Consider the following 21,874-nt stretch of genomic DNA (forward strand, 5'->3'; position numbering starts at 1 on the left):
TTCTGTTTGTATTTAGCTTATTTAGAATTCATTAAATCAATATATAAACGTTTTAAAAAATAAACCTAACGCAAATTTTATTAACAATTTTATAAAATATAATGATTCCTTGCAAACTTGGTGGATATTTCTCTTTTGAGAGAATGATCACGGTACTTTATTCTGTTAAACTATATATTCACACACTCAAAAACCATTTTTAAAATTTACTGATAAATTTACAAAACTGATTGAAGATAAAATTAGTATTACTTTTAGTTTTATTTCTAATCAGATTGTTACGTAAAAGAAAACGATTGTTATTTAGTAATTGTTCGTACCAAAAGATTAAAACGTCGTAACGCATTTGAACGTTACGCTTAAATGATTTTTTTGACTTTTATTTTCGGAGACTATTATGGATGCAACAAAAGTTGGTTCCATCGACAAAACAGCCTCGCAAACAGTAAACAGCAATGCTTGGCGCAAAACTGACACAGTATGGATGCTGGGTTTATATGGTACAGCTATCGGTGCTGGAGTACTGTTTTTGCCAATCAACGCAGGTATGAGCGGCTTATTACCTGTTTTATTGATGCTAGTTTTAGCCTTCCCTATGACGTTCTTTGCTCATCGCGGTTTAACTCGGTTCGTTCTTTCTGGTTCGAAACCTGACACAGATATTACTGGTGTTGTAGAAGAACACTTTGGTCGTACAGCAGGCAACTGGATCACCCTACTTTATTTCTTCGCGATCTACCCTATTTTGCTGGTTTATGGTGTATCTATCACCAATAACGTGAATAAATTCCTAACCGAATTATTAGGTGTTGGCGCGCCACCTCGCTGGTTACTTGCCTTGATCCTTGTTGGTGGTGTAATGGCGATTGTTGCTTTTGGTGAAAAATACATAGTCAAAGTCATGAGTATGCTGGTTTTCCCATTTATCGCTGTATTAGTTGCCTTTTCTTTGTATATGATCCCTCATTGGAGTGGGGATGTACTGAATACATTAACCTTTGAAGGCATCACTGAAGCCACTAAAAATACAGGTGGGCAAAGTATTTGGATCACTATTTGGTTAACAATCCCAGTGATGGTGTTTGCATTTAACCATTCTCCTATCATCTCGGCTTTCTCTGTCGCAAAACGCGAAGAATATGGCGATGCAGCGGAAAAAAAATGTTCACGTATTCTTGCTTCTGCACATGTTTTGATGGTTTTGACTGTCATGTTCTTCGTCATTAGTTGTGTGTTTACTTTATCTTCAGCAGACCTAGCACAGGCGAAAGCACAAAATATCAGTATTCTTGACTATTTATCTGGCTACTTCGATCAACCATTCATCAAATACGCAGCTGCAATTATTGCATTCATCGCAATTATTAAATCTTTCCTAGGGCACTATCTAGGTGCTCGTGAAGGTTTCAATGGCCTAGTTGAACGTGCTTATCGTGCAAAGGGTAAAACCGTTGATGTTCGTAAGCTAAACCGTGGTACCGCAATCTTCATGCTAGTCACTACATGGATAGTTGCAACATTAAACCCTGGCGTACTGGATATCATCGAAAGCCTCGGTGGGCCTGTTATCGCCATCTTATTGTTCCTGATGCCAATGTATGCCATCAACAAAGTGCCTGCAATGCGCAAATATGCCGATAAAATCAGTAATGTATTTATCGTAATTATGGGTCTAGTCGCTATCTCTGCGGCAATATATAAGTTATTCTTCTAATTGAAGCTACCAGGTCGTTATTATGAAAATAGCGACCTGATTTCAATGACTTTCTACAAAAGGAAGCACTGAATATGATTAGTGTATTTGATATCTTCAAAATAGGCATCGGCCCTTCAAGTTCCCACACTGTCGGCCCAATGAAAGCGGGCAAACAATTTGTTGATGACCTTATTCAACAAAACTTACTTACCACCACTACACGTATTGCGGTTGATGTATACGGCTCGCTTTCCCTGACAGGTAAAGGCCACGCCACAGATATGGCAATCATTATGGGGCTTGCGGGTAACTTACCCGATACTATTGATATTGACGCTATTCCTGCGTTTATGCGTAATGTCGAGCACACAGGTAAACTTCTTTTAGCCCAAGGGCAACATGAGGTCGATTTTCCGACCGAAGGTGGGATGAACTTTCATCATACCAACTTGCCGCTCCATGAAAATGGAATGACTATCACGGCATTTGCAGGTAACGAAATTCTATACACTAAAAATTACTATTCCATTGGTGGTGGCTTTATCGTTGATGAAGAGCATTTCGGCCAAGAGAATGAAAATGCAGTTCAAGTCCCTTATCCGTTTAAATATGCGGCAGATTTACAAAAGCATTGTAAGGAAACAGGTTTATCCCTTTCTGCACTGGTAATGCAAAATGAATTAGCTTTACGCAGTAAAGATGAAATTCAACATTATTTATCCTCCGTTTGGGATGTAATGAAAGCCGGTATTGAACGCGGCGTGACAACGGAGGGTTTATTACCCGGTCCATTACGTGTCCCTCGCCGTGCCGCAGCACTACGCCGCCAACTTGTCACAACCGATAGCACAAACACTGACCCTATGGCGGTCATTGATTGGATCAACATGTTTGCTCTTGCCGTCAATGAAGAAAACGCTGCCGGTGGCCGCGTTGTAACAGCTCCAACTAACGGCGCCTGTGGCATAGTCCCCGCCGTGTTAGCCTATTATGATAAATTCATTCGCCCTGTGAATGAGAACTCCTACACTCGGTATTTTTTAGTCTCAGGGGTTATCGGTGCTCTATATAAAATGAACGCATCGATTTCAGGTGCTGAAGTTGGTTGCCAAGGGGAAGTTGGTGTTGCTTGTTCAATGGCGGCTGCAGGTCTCGCAGAGTTAATGGGCGGTAGCCCTGAGCAAGTGTGTATCGCCGCGGAAATTGCGATGGAACATAATTTAGGGTTAACTTGTGACCCCGTTGGCGGGCAAGTTCAAGTCCCTTGTATTGAACGAAATGCAATCGCGTCGGTGAAAGCAGTTAATGCGGCGCGTATGGCATTACGACGAGTCAGTGACCCGCGTGTTTGCCTTGATAAAGTTATTGAAACGATGTATGAAACAGGCAAAGACATTAACGCAAAATACCGTGAAACCTCCCAAGGCGGGCTAGCCATTAAACTGGCACACTGCGAATAAATACTTGTATACACTATCTAGCCCTAATCCCCCATAGTGGGGCGGTTAGGGCTAGTTTTAGCTAAAGATAATCACTTACCCAAAGATTGCACTCCACCAGCCGCTGATGGTTTTCATGATATAGTCCCAAATACGACCAAAGAACCCGGCTTCCTCAACAGCAGATTTTGCCACTAAAGGATGTTGCTCAACGACTTCACCATTCAGAATAAAGTTAATCGTCCCTACCGCTTGGTTTTTCGCTAAAGGTGCTTCAAGGGAATCATTTGTAAGCTGAATATCTACTTTTAAATTTTGTAGCTGCCCTTTAGGGATTGTGATAGAAACATCATCAGCAACACCGAGTGAAACCTCCGAGGTATCCCCAAACCAAACCCGTTGTTTCTTCAATGTGGTGTCTGCTTTTATTGGTGTCACCGTTTCAAAAAAGCGAAAACCCCAAGTCAGTAACTTCTCACTTTCTGAAAAACGCACTCGGTCACTTGGCGCCCCTAACACAACAGAAATTAAGCGCATATCACCTTCCGTGGCTGATGCCACTAAATTATGCCCTGCGCCACTAGTGTGCCCTGTTTTTACGCCATCAACTTTTAAATTTTGGTTCCACAACAAACGGTTACGGTTAGGTTGGCGAATTTTATTAAAGGTAAATTCTTTCTCTTTATGCAATACATATTCATCGGGGACATCACGGATCATCGCTTGTGTTAAAATAGCCATATCGCGTGCTGTACTAAATTGCCCTTCAGAATCTAGGCCATGAACTGTTTTAAAGTGTGTATTCTTTAAGCCTATTTGTTGCACATAATGGTTCATTAAACTGACAAATGAATCCTGGCTCCCCGCAACATAATCAGCTAAAGCGATACTGGCATCATTCCCTGACTGGATAACAATTCCTTTGTTTAAATCCAATACTGAAACACGGTCTTTCGGCTTCAAAAACATGAGTGAAGAGCCTTTTAATACCGGGTTTCCTGTCGCCCATGCGTCTTCCCCCACTGTTACCATATCCTGCGGCGTAATTTTCCCTGATTTAACTGCCTGACCTACCACATAACTGGTCATAATTTTAGTCAAGCTTGCAGGGTCTAAACGCTCGTCAGGGTTTGCAGACGCTAGGATTTTGCCACTTTTATAATCCATTAGAACGAATGCTTTTGCATCAACTTGAGGAGCAACCGGGGTCTGAGCCGCATACGTACTCCCACTTACGGCAATCAATAGACTCAACCCAACCCCGACTTGTCGGGTTTTTAGGGACAACATTTTTTTACTCATCGGTTATTCCTTCACTTATTCATAAAACATTTAAAATAAATATCATCTTGCTCAACATCACTAAACGATGAAACCACCGCTGTGATCAAATGCGATAACTCAATCTAACCAAGCCTAATATAAGACTTTATTTTCACTGAGACCACCTATAGGAAATAAAGATTTGCCTACGAGTGAATTTAATCTATCTTAACCATGGCTGATGACAAAAAAATCAATTTAGGAGGCTGCAATGTTAACTGTCTGGGGACGCGTCAACTCTTCCAACGTTAAAAAGGTACTTTGGTGCTTAGAAGAATTAAATGTCGCTTATAATCAAAAAGATGTGGGTGGCCCATTTGGTGGGTTAGATACACCTGAATATAAAAAAATGAATCCAAACAGTACAATTCCAACTCTACAGGATGATGACTTTGCACTGTGGGAATCAAATGCAATTTTACGTTACCTTACGGAAAAGTTTGATCACTCTCACTTATTGATCGCTAAAGACCTGCAAGAGAAAGCCGCAGCGGATAAATGGATGGATTGGAGTAGTGCCAATCTGTTTGAACACATCAAGCAGATGATGAACAAAATTGTCCGTGTCCCACAAGCAGAAAGGGACCCAGAACTCGCTAAGGTAATTTATGGCAACATTAATAAATTATTGCAAATTGCCGACGATGCATTAGCAAACCAAGCTTACTTCAGTGGCGACAAATTTGGCATTGCTGATATTGCTATCGCACCGCTATTTTATCCATGGCATGAAATCGTTACCGACCGCCCTGAATTCAAAAATTTAGAGCGTTGGTATCAGCAATTAACCACACGCCCTGCATTCAAAAAAATTGTTATGATCCCAATTAAGTGATTATAGCGTCATATTCATCAAGTCAGGGTTTGGATATTGATATTCAAACCCAAGTTCTTGGCAAATCTTATTACCATTAATTACTTTACCTCCTGACTCATTTATTTCATCAATAAATTCAGGTGGTACTAAGCCAATCGATTTAGCCGCCTTGGTATAGAATTCCGCGCGTGTGGGGTGCGTTGGTGCACACAAGTTAAAAATATGGCCGCCATCAGGCTGCTGAAGCAATAGTAAAATTGCCGTGATAACATCATCTTGATGCACCATATTCACCGGTAGGTTAGCCCCTTTAACCCCTGTTTTACCCGCTAAAAACCGGCCCGCATGGCGTTTCTCTCCCACTAAACCGGCGAGTCGTAAAATATCCACTGAAATGTTCGGCAATTGGTGTAACCAGCGTTCAGCCCTTATGAGTGCCGTCGCTGAGGTTGTTGACCCATTAAGATTCGCTTTTTCCGTGATTTCACCATCTTGCTCCCCATATACCGAGGTAGAAGAGGTAAAAATCACTTTTGGCACTCGAAAAGTGACTGCACAATTAACTAAAGTTTCAATCGCTTCAACGTATTGGTCCACATTCACTTTTGAAGGCGGGAGCAAAATGACCAAGGCATCGCTCTCCACCATAAGCTGAGTTAAATCTTCACTATCACACTCAATTTCAGGGGTTAGCTTTAATGCATAGCATTCTATGCCCACAGCACGGGCGGCCTCTATGCCATCAGGCGTCGTCTTAGTTCCGACAACTTGAATACCCTTTGCTAATAAAGCCTGAGCCAATGGTAAGCCAACCCAACCTAGCCCAACGATGGTCACTTTTTTCATACAATCGATCCTCCATTGACTCATTCACTGAAATTCACTCTAGGTTATCTGAAAACCTTAAAACTTCCGAATACATTTTTTGAGGGATTTATCACTATAAATCCTACTCAACTAATTATTATTGGTTATTTTTTAAAAAAAGGTTGCATTCATAGGGGGAAATCGGATAGGTTGAATACCAATGAGTATTTAGTTAGCACAGTGAATGTTTAGTCATTCACGTAAATTAGAGAACGGAAGACATTATGAATCGTATTTCACGCAACCATCATCATCACCATCATCCTGATTAGTCTTTCGGGCGATGTGTGCTGGAAGACGATCAACGAATCTTCCGGTGGCTGAAATGCGAATTGAGAAAACCCTCGGAAGATTATCTTCCGAGGGTTTTTTTATTTTAAAACAAAAATTTATTAAAGGAATATGGGGTAAGGTTATGTTGGATAAATCACGTTTACGTATTGCAATTCAAAAATCAGGTCGTCTGAGTGAAGAATCAAGAGAATTACTATCTCGCTGTGGGATCAAAATTAATTTACAACAACAACGTTTGATTGCTTATGCAGAAAATATGCCTATTGATTTACTTCGTGTCCGCGATGATGACATTCCAGGGCTGGTTATGGATGGCGTTGTTGACCTCGGTATCATTGGTGAAAACGTTCTGGAAGAAGAGCTATTAAATCGCCGTGCTCAAGGTGAAGACCCTCAATATAAAACACTACGTCGCCTTGATTTTGGCGGCTGCCGCCTATCACTTGCTGCACCATTAGATTTCAACTATACCGGTGCAGAATGCTTAAATGGTTCCCGCGTTGCAACTTCTTACCCGCACTTATTAAAACGTTATTTCGACCAAAAAGGCATTCAATTTAAATCATGCTTACTTAATGGCTCAGTTGAAGTTGCACCACGTGCAGGCCTATCAGACGCGATTTGTGACTTAGTCTCAACAGGGGCGACATTAGAGGCAAACGGGCTGAAAGAAGTGGAAGTCATTTACCGTTCAAAAGCCTGTTTAATCCAACGCGATGGTGAAATGTCGGCAGATAAACAGCAACTCATTGACCGCATGATGACCCGAATTCAAGGCGTTATCCAAGCTCGCGAATCTAAATACATCATGTTACACGCGCCAAGTGAAACACTGGAAGAAATTATTGCACTACTGCCTGGTGCTGAGCGCCCAACTATTTTACCTCTAGCGGGTGAACAAAGCCGTGTAGCAATGCACATGGTTAGCTCCGAAACTTTGTTCTGGGAAACCATGGAAAAACTGAAAGCATTAGGCGCAAGTTCAATTCTTGTTCTGCCAATCGAAAAAATGATGGAGTAAATCGTCATGGAAATGGGATTCAACCAGCCAATTCGCTGGGCAGATTGTAACGACCAACAACAAAGTGCATTGCTGATGCGCCCTGCTATTGCTGCCTCTGGCAGCATTACTAGCGCGGTCAGTGACATTATCGACCAAGTCCGTCGTGAAGGTGACCTTGCCCTTCAAACCTTAAGCCGTCGTTTCGATAAAACCGAAATCGACACCGTGCGTATTGCAGCGAATACGGTAGATGAAGCTGAAGCTCGTCTTGGTGATGAAATTAAAACTGCAATGAAAACGGCAATTGGCAATATCCGTCGTTTTCATGAGGCGCAAAAGCCTGTACCAATAACGGTAGAAACCCAAGCTGGTGTTGTTTGCCAGCAAATCACGCGCCCAATTGATGCGGTTGGCTTGTATATTCCGGGTGGTTCCGCGCCATTACTGTCAACGGTTATGATGTTGGGAACACCAGCCAATATTGCGGGTTGTCGGAAAATTATCCTGTGCTCTCCTCCACCAATTGCTGATGAAATTCTGTATGCAGCCAAGCTGTGTGGTATTAGCGATATTTTCCAAGTAGGTGGCGCACAAGCGATTGCCGCCATGGCATTTGGTACCCAAAGCATTCCTACAGTGGATAAAATTTTTGGCCCCGGTAATGCCTATGTCACAGAGGCAAAACGCCAAGTCAGCCAAAGCCATGATGGTGCTGCCATTGATATGCCAGCGGGCCCTTCTGAAGTATTAGTGATTGCGGATAGCGGAGCAAACCCAGCGTTCACCGCATCTGATTTACTATCACAAGCGGAACACGGCCCTGATTCACAAGTCATTTTATTAACTGACGATGAAAACTTTGCCCAGCGCGTGATTGAGGAAACAGAAAAACAATTAGCGCAACTTTCTCGTGCAGAAATTGCAAGGGAAGCACTGAGTGCCAGCCGTGTGATCATCGCTGATTCGATCGAACAATGCGTTGAAATTAGCAATCGCTATGGCCCTGAGCATTTAATATTACAAACCCGCGATGCTGATAACCTAGTCGACGCTATCACTAGTGCAGGGTCAGTATTCGTTGGTGACTGGTCACCGGAGTCTGCAGGGGATTACGCATCAGGGACTAACCACGTTTTACCGACCTATGGCTATACCTCGACTTATTCAAGCCTTGGCCTTGCTGATTTTATGAAACGCATGACCGTACAAAAGTTGTCTAAACAAGGCCTATTAGGGCTAGCCAACACCATCGAAACTTTAGCTCAAGCAGAGCAACTCACCGCTCACAAAAATGCCGTTACCTTACGCGTTAACGAACTAAAAAAACAAAATCAGGAGTAAGTCATGAGCCAAAAATTTAATGCCGCCAGTCTTGCACGTGAAAATGTTAAAACCATGACCCCTTATATGTCTGCACGGCGCTTAGGTGGAAATGGTGATGTCTGGCTCAATGCCAACGAATACCCCATTGCCCCTGATTATCAATTCAGTGAACATAACCTTAACCGTTACCCTGAATGCCAACCGGTTGCCGTAATCAATAACTATGCGGCTTATACGCAAATTACACCAGAACAGGTGTTGGTTTGCCGTGGAGCCGATGAGTCCATTGAGTTGTTGATCCGCGCATTTTGTGAGCCGGGAAAAGATGCGGTGATGTTTTGCCCGCCAACCTATGGCATGTACAGCGTCAGTGCAGAAACCTTTGGTGTTGAACAAAAGAAAATCATGGCGTTGCCAGACTGGGCATTAAACGTTAATGCAATCCGTGAAAACTTATCTAATACCAAACTGATTTATATTTGTAGCCCAAATAACCCAACGGGCAATATCATCGATAATAAAGATTTACGTGAAGTGTTAGATATGGCAGCGGGCCGTGCATTGGTGGTAGTTGATGAAGCCTATATTGAATTTTGCCCGCAATATAGCGTGACTACTTGGTTAGCAGAATACCCAAATTTAGTTATTTTAAGAACCTTATCAAAAGCTTTCGCTCTCGCTGGGTTACGTTGTGGTTTTACCCTTGCTTCACCTGAAGTTATTGAAGTGCTATTAAAAGTGATTGCGCCTTATCCATTATCAACACCGGTTGCCATGATTGCGGCTCAAGCCTTAGATGAACAAGGCATAACCACCATGAGAAACCGCGTAAAAACCGTAACAGAAAACCGCATCGCCCTCAGTGAAGCCCTGCGTGACTTATCGGTGGTTGAACATGTTTATCCGAGTGAAACTAACTATATTTTAGTGCGCTTTAAAGATGGCAATAAAGTGTTTAAAGCCCTGTGGGATCAAGGCATTATTTTACGTGACCAAAGTAAACAACCTGGTCTTGAAAACTGTTTACGCATTACTATCGGGACAGAAATTGAAAATACCCGTGTTATTGAAGCTATTGCAGCACTTTGCTAATTAGGAATGACTCATGAGCCAGAAAATTCTTTTTATCGACCGTGATGGTACCTTAATTACTGAGCCACCGACGGATTTTCAAGTCGACAGCTTAAACAAACTCGCCTTTGAAAAAGCGGTCATTCCTAGCTTACTTGCTCTGCAAAAAGCCAATTACCGCTTAGTGATGATAACCAACCAAGATGGCTTAGGCACCGATAGCTTCCCAACTGCTGACTTTGAACCACCCCATAATTTAATGATGCAAATTTTCACTTCTCAAGGCATCACGTTTGACGAAGTTCTAATTTGCCCTCATAAGCCTGAAGATAACTGCCCTTGCCGTAAACCTAAACTTCAATTGGTAGAACGCTATTTAGATAGCAATGTATTAGATAGCGAAAACAGCTATGTGATTGGTGACCGCGAAACCGATATTCAGCTTGCTGATAATATGGGGATCAAAGGCTTACGTTATAATGCAACTGAGCTTGATTGGGAAGCGATCACAGCACAACTCACTAAACGTAATCGCCATGCACGAGTAGAACGCGTTACCAAAGAAACGAATATACAAGTAGAAGTTTGGTTAGACCAAGAAGGTGGCAGTAAAATCAACACTGGGGTTGGCTTCTTCGACCACATGTTAGACCAAATAGCGACCCATGGCGGCTTCCGTTTAAATATCGAGGTCAATGGTGACTTATTTATTGATGACCACCACACAGTTGAAGACACAGGGCTTGCATTAGGTGAAGCTCTCAGAATTGCTTTAGGTGATAAACGAGGCATCGCACGCTTTGGTTTCGTGCTCCCAATGGATGAATGCCAAGCACGCTGCGCACTGGATATTTCAGGTCGCCCTCACCTTGAATATAAAGCAGAATTTAAATACCAACGCGTAGGTGATTTAAGTACAGAAATGATTGAGCACTTTTTTAGCTCACTTTCCTATGCAATGGGCTGCACATTACACCTAAAAACAAAAGGAAAAAACGATCACCACAAAGCAGAAAGCTTATTTAAAGTCTTTGGTCGGACACTGCGCCAAGCGATCCGCGTTGAAGGGGATACCCTCCCAAGCTCAAAAGGGGTTTTGTGATGAACGTCGTCATCCTTGATACTGGCTGTGCTAATTTGGCGTCTGTCGCTTATGCAGTAAAACGTTTAGGCTATGACCCGGTGATCAGCCGAGAAACCAATACTATTTTACAGGCAGACAAGGTGTTTCTACCCGGTGTCGGTACCGCTAGTGCCGCAATGGAAAAGCTCATTGAGCGTGAATTAGTCCCATTAATTAAGGCACTAACTCAACCTGTATTAGGTATCTGTTTAGGGATGCAATTGCTTGGCTCCTTTAGCGAAGAAGGGCAAACAAATATCCCATTACTGGGGCTGATTGATAGCCCAGTACAAAAAATGGATGCTAACGGTTTACCTGTTCCCCATAGTGGTTGGAACCAAGTCAAAGCACTTGCTGGAAACCCGTTATTTAAAGGCATTGCCGATGATGCTTATTTTTATTTTGTACACGGCTATGCTATGCCTATTTCAGCGAATACCATTGCGCAAACACAATATGGAAATTTATTTAGCAGTGCTATCAATCGCGATAATTTCTATGGCGTACAATTTCACCCAGAGCGCTCTGGGGCTGCGGGTTCTCGCTTGATTCAGAATTTTTTGGAGATGTAATTACCATGATCATTCCTGCATTAGATTTAATCGATGGCACGGTAGTACGGTTACACCAAGGGGATTACGCTAAGCAAACAGATTACGGTAATGACCCTCTGCCACGCTTGCAACAGTATGAAAAAGAAGGCGCAAAACTCTTACACCTTGTGGATTTAACGGGGGCTAAAGACCCGCAAAAACGCCAAATTCCACTTCTTAAAAAATTATTAGCTGGCGTTAGTGTGCCGGTGCAAGTTGGTGGCGGTATTCGTAGCGAAGACGATGTTAAAGCATTGCTAGAGGCCGGTGCGACTCGCGTGGTGATCGGCTCAACGGCCGTAACAAAACCTGAACTCGTAAAAACTTGGTTTGAAACCTATGGTGGAGAAGCCATTGTACTGGCTCTAGATGTACGCATTAACGCCGAAGGTGTAAAAGAAATTGCTATCAGTGGTTGGCAAGAAAACTCAAATTTAACATTAGAACAAGCCATTGAAATCTATCAACCTTATGGTTTAAAACATGTGCTCTGCACCGATATCTCTAAAGATGGCACGTTAACCGGCTCTAATGTGAATTTATACCAAGAAATCAGCCAAAAATTCCCTGATATTGCCTTTCAAGCATCTGGAGGAATTGGTAATTTAGACGATATTGCGGCTATTCCAGCATCTGGTGCCGCCGGGGTTATTGTTGGTCGTGCATTATTGGAAGGCAAATTTACCGTTACGGAGGCAATCGAATGTTGGCAAAACGCATAATTCCGTGTTTGGACGTCCGTGATGGCCAAGTCGTTAAAGGGGTGCAGTTTCGTAATCACGAAATCATCGGTGATATCGTTCCTTTAGCGCAACGCTACGCACAAGAAGGCGCTGATGAACTGGTATTCTACGATATTACAGCTTCGTCGGATGGCCGCGTTGTGGATAAAAGCTGGGTCGCTAAAGTTGCTGAGGTGATTGATATTCCATTTTGTGTAGCGGGTGGTATTAAAAGCGTTGAAGATGCAGCTCAAATACTGTCTTTTGGTGCAGACAAAATTTCAATTAATTCCCCTGCGTTATCTGACCCAACCTTAATCAGCCGCTTAGCAGATAGGTTTGGCGTACAATGTATTGTTGTTGGTATCGATACTTGGTTTGATGACAGTACTAATGAATACCTTGTATACCAATTTACCGGTGATGAAAAACGTACAACACAAACTCATTGGAAAACCCTCGATTGGGTCAAAGAAGTGCAACAACGTGGCGCTGGGGAAATCGTTTTGAATATGATGAACCAAGATGGCGTCCGCCAAGGATATGACCTTGTTCAACTGAAAAAAGTCCGTGATGTGTGCCAAGTACCACTCATCGCATCAGGCGGTGCGGGGGAAAAAGTCCATTTTCTTGATGCCTTTGCTGACGCCAATGTTGATGGGGCTTTAGCCGCCTCGGTTTTCCATAAACAAATTATTAATATCGGTGAGTTAAAACAGTACCTAGCCGAAAATGGAGTTCAAATTAGAGTATGTTAACCACAGAACAATGTAGCCAACTGGCATGGCAAAAAGTCGATAATTTAATGCCTGTGATCGTGCAACATGCCGTATCAGGGGATGTATTAATGCTTGGGTATATGACCCCTGAAGCATTACAAACCACTTTAGACAGCCGTAAAGTCACTTTTTATTCTCGAACTAAACAACGTTTGTGGACCAAAGGTGAAACATCAAATAATTTTTTAAATTTAGTTGATATTTACCCTGATTGTGACAGCGATACTTTATTGGCGCTCGCCTTACCGGATGGCCCAACATGTCATAAAGGCACTCAAAGTTGCTTTGCTCCCGCACAAAGTGATTGGGGCTTTCTGTTTGAGCTAGAAACCTTGCTAAAAGAGCGAAAAACGGCATCACCTGAAAGCTCTTATACCGCTCGTCTATATGCAAGTGGCACTAAACGTATCGCCCAAAAAGTTGGGGAAGAAGGTGTTGAAACGGCCTTAGCAGCCACCGTCAATGACCGCGCTGAATTAACTAACGAAGCCGCTGATTTGATGTATCACTTAATGGTACTACTGCAAGACCAAGAACTTGATTTAAGTACTATTATTAAACGTTTAAAAGAACGTCACCAATAAATCAATAGCTGCCAGTTTTACTGGCAGCTAAATTTTAAGGGTTCAAAATTTTATCGATTTGCTGGTCACTGAGGCGAATTGCAAAGAATTTCAGGTAAAAATCTGCGGTTTCCTGTTTCATGTCAATATCCGCAAAGCGTTCGGGGTAAAGTGTTTGCGCCAACCATAAAAATTGTAATGCTTCTTCTGACGTCTCACGGCACCACCAGAACATACCCTTTGGGTTCACATATACTTGCTGGTTCTTTACTGCGCGAAGCGCACTCCACTGAGCTGATGATTTTATTATCTGTGCATCTTCTTTATTCATTGCCACTATTACATCAGGGTTCGCCGCAATAATAGTTTCGAGTAAAACTTCACCAGAATTATTTTTCTTATTGGAAAACCATGTTTCAGCGACATTTTTTGCGCCAGCTAAATCCATCCAGTCTTGGTTTAATGAGGGACGACCAGAGGTAAATAACGCACTCCCCATACTATGGTACACCGTCCGCTTCTCTCCCTCGGTTAACCCGACTAAGCGTTCGCTGACTAATGTAATATTGCGGTCAAAATAACGTTGATATTCTATCGCTTTTTGCTGTGCATCCGGGCCTAGCTCAACCGCCGTTGCTTGTACTCTTTCCTGCAAAGCTTGTAGTGAATTGGCAGGGTACTCCACAACTTTCACCCCCGCACTTTCTAAAATGTCTCTCTGTGGTACTTCCATCCCTTTTGCAACAAACAATAATTGTGTTTGTAATGAAATAATCTGTTCTGGGTTTAATTGGTTACTTAGGCTGATAACTGGAACATTATCAATGTTGGGTAACATTTGGCGAAATAATGGAATTTTCTTCGCAATCACCGATGTACCAACAATCTGCTCACCATACCCCAACATCATAATAATGGTATTTTGTGCCGGCCATGGTGTCGCAATCCGTAGATCGGGGTTATCTGTTTTCGCTAGGGATAAACCATAAGTTAGCAGCCCTACCAGCAAAATAACCGTTTGTAAAAAATCAGCTTTTCTCATATTTGTCACCCTTCTTTGCTGAATAATAAAGAAGGGTGCCCCTTATTTTTATAGGATTAATTAGAAATCAAAAGTTGCGGTTGCGCGTACTTCACGGCCTGAACCTACAAATGCGCTATTACCACCGCCTTGGCCATTATTTCCCCCCGGGAAAATCGATGCCCAATAGCGCTTATCTGTCACATTATTAACGGATAACCTAAAAGTGGTAGGAACAAGACCTATTTTGGTGCTGTAACGAGCCCCTAGGTCTAAAGTGGTGTAGCTATCTATCCAACTCGTATTTGTATCATTAGCGGCACGTTTTCCGCTGTAATGCACATTAGCGCTATAAACCAGCTCAGGCACCGATGGTAAGCTATACTCTACGAGCATATTGGTTTGGACTTTAGGTACCCCAACGACGCGTTTGTCTTTAGTCGATATTAACCCTGTATCTGTTAATTTAGGGTCAAGAAAAGTCACACCACTATAGATATTTAACCCCTGCCATACATGGCCTGTCGCGCTAAGCTCAAGCCCTCGATTTACTTGTTTTCCCTGTTCACGAAAGAGATCATTACCATCCACATAAGCAAATGGCCGTTCTAAATGAAACAACGCAGCCCCTAGGTTTAAGTCGGCAACATCGGCTTTAATTCCCAACTCATATTGCTTACTACGGTAAGGGTCTAAAGTATGCCCTTCATTTTTAATACCTTGTCCTAATGGAGCAGTATCTCCTTCCTCCAGTGAATCCGCATAGCTAATATAGGTCATTACTTGTGGGCTAATTTTGTACATCAGTGCCGCTTGTGGGCTAAGACCATGATGATGAGTTTGACTCGTTTTATGGTGTTGTTTATCAAAACTACGGCTTTCTAACCAACTTTGACTGAGGTAAAACATTGCAGACCATTGGGGGTCAAAGGTGATGGTATCGCCAATTGTGATACTTTGTTGGCGATTTTCAGCCGATTTATAACGTGAGCCCCCCGTATGGATCTTACCATCAGAAGGCTCTTCCATTGGCGATGGATGGTACATATTGGTATCACCTAAATTGCGTCGAGTACTATTTTCTTTTGAGCTATAAATCGACCACACATAGCCATTCGTCGCTAACGACAAATCATGAGCGATTGGCCCTGTCTCCACATGGCCATTTAACATTACGGAGTGACTTAGCACTCTAAAGCGCCCCGATGCAGGAGAATCCATCAACGATCGGGAAATCGTTCCATTATTATCTTGAATAGCACTGGTTACCGTCCGCATAGCTCTATCTGCTTGTTGATAGCCTACCCCAGCTTTCAATGACCAATCTTCATTAAAATCATGAAGTAAGCGAGTGCTAACTGTATCAGTAGTTAAATCATTGCCTGCGGTATGTAGTGCTAAGTTTTTATCTTGTGGATTTGGTGCTTTTGGTAACTTAACCTTAGGACCATAGCTGAAACTCCCCACATACCCTTTTTGCACAAAGTTATAATGGCTCGCATTAAGTTGTAATTGCGTACCAGGCTGAATATTCCAATCCAGTGCTAATGAGGCAAATTTACGCCGTAATGTACTATCATCTGCACTGCCCGTACCTTCTTCATCCAGTAAGTTAAGACGGTAGCCAAAGCGCTTATTTTCATCAAAATACCCTCCTAAGTCCCCATGACCACTATAGGCATTACGGCTTTGATAGCCTAACGTTAAGCGTTGCACATCCTCAGGTCGTTTGGCCGTAAAATTAAACTGCCCCGCTGGACTTGCAGGGCCATACAATGCCCCCGTCAAACTATTAATAATGTCGACCCTGTCCAGCATTTCAACAGGGAATGCTGTGGTCGAAATAATATACAAATCATCAAGGCGACTATTTGCCACCACACTACCCTGCATTCCTCTGCTTTGAGGACGCCCGACATCCATGCCCCCTCGGGCTTGCATTTGTGTACTTGGTGCAAACTTCAACAATTCACTCAAACTTTTAGCTTGTTGGTTATTGATTATTTCGCGGCTAATAGTGGTTGTGGAGTATGGTGTATCAATCCATTCCAAATTCCCTAATGGGCCAATATCAATTTGTGAAGTAAAAAAGCCGGCTCCGGCTTGCGCTTCTGTCGTGACATCGTTTGGCGCTGCTGTCACCAACATACGGTCTTGTTTAGGTTTAGCTAGTTGCTCAGAGACTTGAGCAGCAACAATAGATGGGGCTATCCCTGCAATAAGAGGCAATATTACAGATAAGTTAAATTTACGGTTCATATTATCTTTTCGTTATATAAAACTTTATATTACCGATAATAAAATACAGCGTAAATGATCAACCTCAATTCTTAACAATTTGTATTCTCACTAACTCATGAAAAAACATAACTATAACGGTTTGTTTTTAATAGAAATAAAAAACAAAATAGCATATGAAATAGAAAAGGCTATAAACTAACCAATAAAACAGATTAAAACCGCATCTGATATGCAATTTATAATATTTAGCATATTTTGATTTTTAACATCCCTTGGTTTTGCGGTTGTATCTGCATGTAAACTTGCTATCATTCCCTGATATTGATGTGGTTTTAAAGGGAATAACAGTGTCTGAAAATTCTATTTTTATGCAGTTAACACAATTACTTAATAAAAATAATGCAAAGTATCGTGTGATGGAGCACCCCACCGCTGGGAAATCAGAAGAAGTGGCAAAAATACGTGGCACTCAACTTGGGCAAGGTGCAAAGGGATTGGTATGTCATGTTAAAGGTAATGGTATCCGCCAACATGTACTCGCGATTTTGCCAGCAGATAAACAAGCCGATTTAAACAAAATTGCACTGGCAATTGGTGGAACTCGTGCGTCCTTAGCAAGCCCGAAAGAAGTGGATGAACTCACGCAATGTGTATTCGGTGCGATCCCCCCTTTTAGCTTTCATCCCAATTTAAAGCTCATTGCTGACCCGCTGCTGTTTGAACGTTTTGAGGAATTAGCCTTTAATGCAGGCACATTAGAACGCTCGATTATTTTAAATACAGAAGATTACCAAAGAATAGCCAAGCCCACTTTAGTAAAGTTTATTCGTATAGAAGAAAGCTAACCATCTAATCGTAAAAAGGGTTATTCCATAGAATAACCCTAAATGACAATTACTGATTAAGCTGTCGGTCGTATTCAATACTGGCTTGCTTTAGTGCCTGAAAATCAGATCCACAAATCACGCGCTTTAAAGCGGAGAATTTTGCTTCTGGCCAATCATAGATTTTCAGCGCCAAGAGTTCGCTAATCACTTCAGGCGCAAACCGGTGTTTAACTGGCTTGGCAGGGTTCCCCCCAACAATGCTATAAGGCTCAACATCTTTAACAACCACACTGTTGCTCGCAATGACGGCTCCCTCACCAATTTTGACACCCGGCATGATAAAAGCTCGCATGCCAATCCATGCTCCGTCACCAATCACCGTATCCCCCTTTCCTATATAAGCTTCCTCAATATATTCAAGGAAAGGATATAAACAAAACCAATCCATTCGATGAGTATGATTCCCACCCATCAAAATCACGGCTTCACTGCCAATACAAACATAGTCCCCAATGTAAAGTTGGTCTACATGCCACGCAAGCTGCCAATCTCGACTTTGCTCATCCCCCTGAAGGTAACGAACAACCGAATTTTCAAAGCCATTATCCCAACAATCACTGTAGTAGCTATGCTTACCTTTAATATGAATATTAGGGTTTTGCACAACCTCATGCAGTAATTCATATTTTGACCAATGCTTTTTATTCATGGTAATAAACCTTTTAATCCGTTTATATTTACCATAGAACGCTGTCTATGGTGATGTATTCGCGTTCAAAATACATCACCTTTAGCTACCCTTGGCTTATTTAACAATGGATTCTGCATATTCAATACTCAGCTAGAAATATCATACAAACTTACCATTAATTAAAGTTTAAGACTAACTGTTAGTCAATCATGATTATTAGCTGCACTTTATTTAATATAATATTGATAAGTAATTTTAATTAATTACTTGATTGATAAATACCAAAAATATAAAAAGGAATTTTATGTTTAATCCTACTACGAGCGCACTACCATCAATAACAGAAATAATCGAGGCTGAAAATACCTATCCCTTCACTCTTAACCCTGAAAATGATAACAGAATTTTATTAGATATATGGCACATCATACATGAAGCTAATACTAACCCATTAATAAGTGATAAATACCTAGAAGTACAATTATTCCAGCAACGGTTCAACGATATCATTAATGCAAAAATGAAGTATTTTAATAAAAACCAATTTCCTAATGACCTTATTGGGGAATTAAAGGCTAATGTCACTTTTGCTCAAGCCAGTATAATCCCTGCCAAAAATAGAATTGCTGGAGACACACACCCAACTCTAGTTTCCGACCGTAATACTTTGATACTGGTAAAACCCCATAAAATTATTGCAGAGAGTGAACCTTTTCAATTCAAAATATTTGATAAAAAAAACAACTTATTAATAACTAAAGAGCTTCTTCCCCCTTCAAAACTCCCCCCCACTGCAAATAACCATATTCCAGAAACTGACTTATTACCTCACTATTTTAATAAAACAAATAAATTTGACCTGACTATTAACCATAATGATGACCTAGAAAAGGTAACAGAAAACCCCATTTACTTTGATAAGTTAATTAAAATAAATGATAAAATAAACATAATATTCAATGCCCCTTTCCCGCAGAAAACCTTTGTAATTAATAATAACACTGAATATAGCTATAAATACATCTCTATTTACAATGATTCAAATAAAACCGTAAAAATTGAATATGGTAATAAGCATACCTCACTAAAAAAAAACAATAGCCTTATTTTTATTTGTGATGGAAATGGCCGATGGCAAACAAAGAAGGATGTAGAAATATCTGAGTACTACCGGGTTACACCATCTTCTTTCGAATTTAAACTAAAAGGATTTACTCAATTACTCGCCCCCCGAAAAGAGGGCAGAACTGACACAAATAATTTAGACCAATATTTTAAAATTCACTCGAGTATAGAACTTGAATTAACAGATAATGATTGGGTTAAAAAAATTTACTTAATTAATAACAAGCAGCATAGTGGTAAAAAAATACTGTTTTCATCCAAAACTAAAAAACAAACGGAGATTAGCTTCAATAATAATATTGTCTCACTGAAAAAAGGTGAACAACGACTTCTCGTTTGTAACTTTGATGGTGTATGGGAAAACACTCCCATTGCTGCTCCCCCACCATTAACTATTTCACCTTCTATAATAGACGGCAGTTTATATGACTTACTCATTAGTGATAACTCACAAATCCAAAAAATCACCAATGATAGTGAATCTTTTAACCAGCTAATCGCACACAATGAAACGATAAAAATAGCAACTAGTGATGGGAATTGGGCGCCAAAATTTCGACTTAACGCTAATGACTTTTTCCATAATAAGAAAGTTATGTTTTCATCCGAAGCTTCTTATACCAGTTCTATTTTCTATGGCAGTAAAAAATATGAGCTAAAAACAGGCGAAAAAATCACTTTTATTTATGATATTAAAAAAAAATGGGTCCCGATAACAGAACCTACCACAAGCGCCCCGCTTGAAAACCTCGCCTATTCAGAAAATACTTGGTCAGCTATCATTCCTAAAGAATATATAAAACCGGGGATACGCTTTGAGTTCAATACCCTTGAGTCTACAGGAGCGCTTAATGATGTGAAAATTGGTGCTCCCAATATCCTGATGATTAACACTATAGATATTGGTATGTTAACCCCCCCAAGGAATGAGTTTGACTTTCAGAATAACCATGAGTTAAACCGCCAATATGGCCAAACAGTCCCCGCTGCGACATTGATTGTAACTCGTTTTGACCCCGTCTACTTAACTCAAGTTGTTACCCCTCGTGGTGAGCTATTTATTGATAAAGCAACAGGCGAAGGGGGTGGTCATGACGGGAATATGCGACATGAGATTGCCAAAGACCTCATTTCTGACGGCATTAATTCAGCCAACTATGGTATTAATAGTTCTCAGGCATCAGCTCCATCATTTCTCCCCACATTCCAAGTAACCATGCATAATTCTGTTGGCGTATACGAAAATGGCATACAACATCATGGTTGGTCGGGAGGCGGTGGAAAAGCCACATTATATGAATCAAAGGGAAATGAGGTTAGCCATGAATTAGGTCATAATTTTGGCTTAGGTGATTATCACGGCGGTCCTGAAGGCGGAACACACACCACACCCGATAAAAAAAACTCATCATGGCTATGGGATTGTGAGTACAATTATTTTATTCCTAACTTGTCACACGACGGGGTATTTAATACTGATGCAATGTCTAGTGGCTACCCTTTCGACTCAAACTATAATTCTTTTACCGCTTACACACCAAATTCATTAGCTGCAATTCAAAAACGGCTTCAAAATAGTTATATATTTTCCCCTGAATCGACGACTGGTTATAAAAAATGGGATTCTGAAAAAGCAGAAATGGTAGATGCCAGCCCTGATCTTTCAGAACTTATATTCTTTCATTATTCGACAAAGAATGGGGAAAATTTAACCGATGAAAAACTTAATACTTTTGCAGAAAAATATAAGTTTATTCACATACAAAGTGGTAATGGCTACCATACTCCTAATATGATTTTCCCTCCTGCCACGCCTAAAAATAAAGGCTCAATCATAAAAATAAGCTCATTTGCAGACTGGAGTAGTAACGTAATCGTCAATAGCGTTGAAAGTAAAATAACTAAAGACAAAATACTATCTTATATTTCGAATGGCCATACTTGGCAAAAAATAGAGAGCCAAGGGATATATAAAAAACCTGATAAACAAGGCGTCCCTATTATTACCTTAACCGGTTTTTATGACCCCGACGGCAAGTTTGAAAGGCAAAGCTGTATACCTCTCTATGGTTCTTTCGGCATGGTTTATCGACCTGATGAACACATTTCCCCTGACTCACCATATTTAGAAGTAATATTACAAGATGGCACAATTAATAAATACCAACTGCATGCCTTTAGAATGAAAGAGGGCCTGATGAATAAATACCATGTCAATATTGAATGGAAGCTTAACCCAGTAAAAGTGAATATTTATGTTAATAATAAAATAGTTCACACTGAAGATATCGAAATAAAAACCCTAAAACACCCAACAACAATTAATGGGGAAATAGTTTAATGTTGATATAAGGTA

General features: G+C 41.1%; 18 protein-coding genes and 1 other annotated feature. Of the genes, 13 read left to right on the top strand and 5 right to left on the bottom strand.

The annotated features are described in order from the left end of the window. Window positions 1-397: 397 nt before the first annotated feature. Window positions 398-1,714, top strand: coding sequence for a serine/threonine transporter (locus tag ABE954_RS15590; RefSeq protein ID WP_042846536.1), 1,317 nt, complete (start codon window positions 398-400; stop codon window positions 1,712-1,714). 74 nt (window positions 1,715-1,788) lie between these two features. Further along, the gene (locus ABE954_RS15595) at window positions 1,789-3,156 is read left to right on the top strand and encodes an L-serine ammonia-lyase (RefSeq protein ID WP_048606527.1); all 1,368 of its coding nucleotides are present in this window, start codon (window positions 1,789-1,791) and stop codon (window positions 3,154-3,156) included. A gap of 75 nt (window positions 3,157-3,231) precedes the next feature. Here the strand turns inward: ABE954_RS15595 and ABE954_RS15600 are convergent, their stop codons facing one another. After that, entirely contained in the window at window positions 3,232-4,437 is a 1,206-nt protein-coding gene (locus tag ABE954_RS15600) for a serine hydrolase (protein WP_042846538.1), read from the bottom strand. Between the two features lie 232 nt (window positions 4,438-4,669). On the opposite strand from ABE954_RS15600, the gene ABE954_RS15605 reads away from it, so the two are divergent. Next, on the top strand, window positions 4,670-5,293 hold the full coding sequence (locus ABE954_RS15605; protein ID WP_042846539.1) for a glutathione S-transferase family protein: 624 nt from the start codon (window positions 4,670-4,672) through the stop codon (window positions 5,291-5,293). Here the strand turns inward: ABE954_RS15605 and ABE954_RS15610 are convergent, their stop codons facing one another. Continuing rightward, complete coding sequence (locus ABE954_RS15610) at window positions 5,294-6,121, bottom strand: SDR family oxidoreductase (protein WP_042846540.1); 828 nt, start codon at window positions 6,119-6,121, stop codon at window positions 5,294-5,296. Between the two features lie 268 nt (window positions 6,122-6,389). Then, window positions 6,390-6,517 (top strand) — a sequence feature (His leader region). Window positions 6,518-6,557: 40 nt separating this feature from the next. Here ABE954_RS15610 and hisG point away from each other — a divergent pair. From hisG to hisIE, 8 genes are read left to right on the top strand one after another with little or no spacing between them, the layout of a single operon-like run. Further along, window positions 6,558-7,457, top strand: coding sequence for an ATP phosphoribosyltransferase (gene hisG / locus ABE954_RS15615; RefSeq protein ID WP_042846642.1), 900 nt, complete (start codon window positions 6,558-6,560; stop codon window positions 7,455-7,457). Between the two features lie 6 nt (window positions 7,458-7,463). After that, window positions 7,464-8,780, top strand: coding sequence for a histidinol dehydrogenase (gene hisD / locus ABE954_RS15620; RefSeq protein ID WP_048606526.1), 1,317 nt, complete (start codon window positions 7,464-7,466; stop codon window positions 8,778-8,780). Between the two features lie 3 nt (window positions 8,781-8,783). Beyond that, the gene (gene hisC, locus ABE954_RS15625; protein WP_042846542.1) at window positions 8,784-9,854 is read left to right on the top strand and encodes a histidinol-phosphate transaminase; all 1,071 of its coding nucleotides are present in this window, start codon (window positions 8,784-8,786) and stop codon (window positions 9,852-9,854) included. 13 nt (window positions 9,855-9,867) lie between these two features. Further along, window positions 9,868-10,935 (top strand): bifunctional histidinol-phosphatase/imidazoleglycerol-phosphate dehydratase HisB, encoded by a 1,068-nt coding sequence (gene hisB / locus ABE954_RS15630; protein WP_042846543.1) that lies wholly within the window; start codon window positions 9,868-9,870, stop codon window positions 10,933-10,935. Next, window positions 10,935-11,528 (top strand): imidazole glycerol phosphate synthase subunit HisH, encoded by a 594-nt coding sequence (gene hisH / locus ABE954_RS15635; RefSeq protein WP_042846544.1) that lies wholly within the window; start codon window positions 10,935-10,937, stop codon window positions 11,526-11,528. Before hisB ends, hisH begins: the two co-directional genes overlap by 1 nt. 5 nt (window positions 11,529-11,533) lie before the next feature. Continuing rightward, window positions 11,534-12,271: a 1-(5-phosphoribosyl)-5-[(5-phosphoribosylamino)methylideneamino]imidazole-4-carboxamide isomerase gene (gene hisA, locus ABE954_RS15640; protein ID WP_042846545.1), complete on the top strand. Its 738-nt coding sequence runs from the start codon at window positions 11,534-11,536 to the stop codon at window positions 12,269-12,271. Further along, window positions 12,253-13,029 carry an imidazole glycerol phosphate synthase subunit HisF gene (gene hisF / locus ABE954_RS15645; RefSeq protein WP_042846546.1) on the top strand — a complete coding sequence of 259 codons (777 nt, stop codon included), beginning with the start codon at window positions 12,253-12,255 and terminating at the stop codon, window positions 13,027-13,029. Before hisA ends, hisF begins: the two co-directional genes overlap by 19 nt. Further along, window positions 13,023-13,634, top strand: a complete 612-nt coding sequence (gene hisIE / locus ABE954_RS15650; protein WP_181469156.1) for a bifunctional phosphoribosyl-AMP cyclohydrolase/phosphoribosyl-ATP diphosphatase HisIE — start codon at window positions 13,023-13,025, stop codon at window positions 13,632-13,634. The genes hisF and hisIE overlap by 7 nt, the downstream gene beginning before the upstream one ends. Window positions 13,635-13,668: 34 nt before the next feature. Here hisIE and ABE954_RS15655 read toward each other — a convergent pair whose 3' ends face one another. Both ABE954_RS15655 and ABE954_RS15660 read right to left on the bottom strand, forming a co-directional pair. Then, window positions 13,669-14,655, bottom strand: coding sequence for an ABC transporter substrate-binding protein (locus ABE954_RS15655; protein WP_081363939.1), 987 nt, complete (start codon window positions 14,653-14,655; stop codon window positions 13,669-13,671). A 60-nt stretch (window positions 14,656-14,715) separates the two neighbouring features. Further along, window positions 14,716-16,893 (bottom strand): TonB-dependent siderophore receptor, encoded by a 2,178-nt coding sequence (locus tag ABE954_RS15660; RefSeq protein ID WP_210814111.1) that lies wholly within the window; start codon window positions 16,891-16,893, stop codon window positions 14,716-14,718. A gap of 350 nt (window positions 16,894-17,243) precedes the next feature. Between ABE954_RS15660 and ABE954_RS15665 the strand changes: the two genes are divergently transcribed. Next, a complete protein-coding gene (locus tag ABE954_RS15665) occupies window positions 17,244-17,720 on the top strand; it encodes a YbaK/prolyl-tRNA synthetase associated domain-containing protein (protein WP_042846643.1) in 477 nt (158 codons plus the stop codon). Between the two features lie 49 nt (window positions 17,721-17,769). Here the strand turns inward: ABE954_RS15665 and ABE954_RS15670 are convergent, their stop codons facing one another. Next, on the bottom strand, window positions 17,770-18,411 hold the full coding sequence (locus ABE954_RS15670) for a CatB-related O-acetyltransferase (RefSeq protein ID WP_129466746.1): 642 nt from the start codon (window positions 18,409-18,411) through the stop codon (window positions 17,770-17,772). Window positions 18,412-18,697: 286 nt separating this feature from the next. Here ABE954_RS15670 and ABE954_RS15675 point away from each other — a divergent pair, with 286 nt between their 5' ends. After that, window positions 18,698-21,859 carry a M66 family metalloprotease gene (locus ABE954_RS15675; RefSeq protein ID WP_166685347.1) on the top strand — a complete coding sequence of 1,054 codons (3,162 nt, stop codon included), beginning with the start codon at window positions 18,698-18,700 and terminating at the stop codon, window positions 21,857-21,859. The last annotated feature ends 15 nt before the right edge of the window (window positions 21,860-21,874 follow it).

Source organism: Providencia sp. TYF-12, assembly GCF_041344805.1.
Classification (GTDB): Bacteria; Pseudomonadota; Gammaproteobacteria; order Enterobacterales; family Enterobacteriaceae; genus Providencia; species Providencia huashanensis.

Excerpts from the sequence above, each read along its gene's own strand:
- ABE954_RS15590 (WP_042846536.1), top strand. The coding sequence starts at position 398 with ATGGATGCAACAAAAGTTGGTTCCATCGACAAAACAGCCTCGCAAACA.
- ABE954_RS15595 (WP_048606527.1), top strand. The coding sequence starts at position 1,789 with ATGATTAGTGTATTTGATATCTTCAAAATAGGCATCGGCCCTTCAAGT.
- ABE954_RS15600 (WP_042846538.1), bottom strand. The coding sequence starts at position 4,437 with ATGAGTAAAAAAATGTTGTCCCTAAAAACCCGACAAGTCGGGGTTGGG.
- ABE954_RS15605 (WP_042846539.1), top strand. The coding sequence starts at position 4,670 with ATGTTAACTGTCTGGGGACGCGTCAACTCTTCCAACGTTAAAAAGGTA.
- ABE954_RS15610 (WP_042846540.1), bottom strand. The coding sequence starts at position 6,121 with ATGAAAAAAGTGACCATCGTTGGGCTAGGTTGGGTTGGCTTACCATTG.
- hisG (WP_042846642.1), top strand. The coding sequence starts at position 6,558 with ATGTTGGATAAATCACGTTTACGTATTGCAATTCAAAAATCAGGTCGT.
- hisD (WP_048606526.1), top strand. The coding sequence starts at position 7,464 with ATGGAAATGGGATTCAACCAGCCAATTCGCTGGGCAGATTGTAACGAC.
- hisC (WP_042846542.1), top strand. The coding sequence starts at position 8,784 with ATGAGCCAAAAATTTAATGCCGCCAGTCTTGCACGTGAAAATGTTAAA.
- hisB (WP_042846543.1), top strand. The coding sequence starts at position 9,868 with ATGAGCCAGAAAATTCTTTTTATCGACCGTGATGGTACCTTAATTACT.
- hisH (WP_042846544.1), top strand. The coding sequence starts at position 10,935 with ATGAACGTCGTCATCCTTGATACTGGCTGTGCTAATTTGGCGTCTGTC.
- hisA (WP_042846545.1), top strand. The coding sequence starts at position 11,534 with ATGATCATTCCTGCATTAGATTTAATCGATGGCACGGTAGTACGGTTA.
- hisF (WP_042846546.1), top strand. The coding sequence starts at position 12,253 with ATGTTGGCAAAACGCATAATTCCGTGTTTGGACGTCCGTGATGGCCAA.
- hisIE (WP_181469156.1), top strand. The coding sequence starts at position 13,023 with ATGTTAACCACAGAACAATGTAGCCAACTGGCATGGCAAAAAGTCGAT.
- ABE954_RS15655 (WP_081363939.1), bottom strand. The coding sequence starts at position 14,655 with ATGAGAAAAGCTGATTTTTTACAAACGGTTATTTTGCTGGTAGGGCTG.
- ABE954_RS15660 (WP_210814111.1), bottom strand. The coding sequence starts at position 16,893 with ATGAACCGTAAATTTAACTTATCTGTAATATTGCCTCTTATTGCAGGG.
- ABE954_RS15665 (WP_042846643.1), top strand. The coding sequence starts at position 17,244 with ATGCAGTTAACACAATTACTTAATAAAAATAATGCAAAGTATCGTGTG.
- ABE954_RS15670 (WP_129466746.1), bottom strand. The coding sequence starts at position 18,411 with ATGAATAAAAAGCATTGGTCAAAATATGAATTACTGCATGAGGTTGTG.
- ABE954_RS15675 (WP_166685347.1), top strand. The coding sequence starts at position 18,698 with ATGTTTAATCCTACTACGAGCGCACTACCATCAATAACAGAAATAATC.